Here is a 1,494-nt window from a genome sequence, read left to right on the forward strand (position 1 = left end):
TTCCATCCGCTTCATGCAGCCTTAGAAAGAGACCTTCCCCGGCGGTTAAGGTCAGCTCGTTCTCTCCCATCATGAGCTCTTTACGATGGGACGTTCCCCAATATTTCCTATCAGGGTTTTCTATCTTCGGAGAACTTCCCTCTTTTGTCCGGACAGAAGTCACTACAACGGCCTCTTCCTCCCGGCTGTCTGGAATATACAATTCGACCCGGTCACCTGGCTCCGGCATGCAGTACCAGCCGCTGTGGCCTTCAGCGGTGTAGCCTATTCATTATCCCGTCTTTACTACACAAAGGCCATTTTTATGTAGGGGATACGGGATGTTACTGAAGCTATCTTTTCCAGACGCTTCCTAACGCTCATTTCCATAGTTTTTCTTATTTTTCGCTTCTGAACAATAGGCGAAGAGAGGGAAACTACCGCTTTCGTCCTCTTAGCGGGGGAATGGGGTGGTAGGGTAGGGGAGGCATTCGTACTTTTTCGTAGCCGAGAGAAGTCAGTATGTAGGAATTAAAATAACACGGACTGTTGCAGATATTACCACATATTATTTTTACCTCGGTTCTAAAATGGTTATGGGCGATTTAAACGGGGTAAATTTACATTCCCTCCTCGAACCATACGAATCTCAAACTAGTTAAACGAAATAGCCCCTACAACGGTTTCTGGAAGTTTAACGCCCGATTTTCGCCGATAGGGGCTTTAAAATTATAAGGTAGTTCAAAGAGTTTTAAATTAAAGCATAGTACAATAGACTCCAGTGTAGGATGTACTTTCCCCGTCTTTTAAATGTCGAACGTTTTAAAACTATTCAAAGTCACCTTAAAGCTAATTAGGCCGCTTACGTCAAATAAAGGCTCCATTCGGCACTGGGTAGCCCCACCAAAAAAAGAACCTTGAATGGCTAGAAGCCAATCAAGGTCAAGAATCATCGCCTATATTTCTTGGTTAACCAAATTTAACAAGAAATCGCCAAAATCCTTTGCAATTATCTCATACTGTTGCTTATCATTATCAATTCCCGGAACGAACGAAACAACAGGGGGCTCATTATGCTCATCTTGTTGACTAAAATCTAAACAATAAAATTCGTCACTACCAGTGTCATAAATAACAAGCAGATTATGAGGTAAATCAATCTCTTTTCTCTCAGTTAGAGTGTACCAGATTGCATCTGGAACTGATGAATTTTCAAAATCACCGTTAATTATCCCGAAAATCTCCTGTGCACCAAAGTTGCCTGCTCCAAAGGATTTGAGAAAATCCAAGTATGAACCTGTAAATTTCAAGCCAAGTTTCTCTTCGGCAAGTGTTATTAGTTCAATGGGACGTGGTCCAACAAAGAAGCCTTTTTCTTTGTTATTGAGGATAGTTTGTTTTGCTTGATGATACGTCTCAAGACTCATGTTTCCCCTCCTACATTACTTAAAGTCATTTGCTCTGTTTTTCCAATATTCCGTTTTCCACTTGTTAAATTCATTTCTGTTTATTCCA

At 41.3% G+C, this 1,494-nt stretch carries 1 protein-coding gene and 1 pseudogene; both read right to left on the reverse strand.

Annotated elements, in window-relative coordinates; translation table 11 throughout:
• A pseudogene (locus ADA01nite_RS21600) lies at positions 1-229 on the reverse strand (hypothetical protein); the annotation flags it as partial.
• A gap of 706 nt (positions 230-935) precedes the next feature.
• Positions 936-1,406, reverse strand: a complete 471-nt coding sequence (locus ADA01nite_RS21605; RefSeq protein ID WP_146812485.1) for an SMI1/KNR4 family protein — start codon at positions 1,404-1,406, stop codon at positions 936-938.
• Positions 1,407-1,494 lie beyond the last annotated feature (88 nt).

Source organism: Aneurinibacillus danicus (genome assembly GCF_007991215.1).
Lineage (GTDB): Bacteria > Bacillota > Bacilli > Aneurinibacillales > Aneurinibacillaceae > Aneurinibacillus > Aneurinibacillus danicus.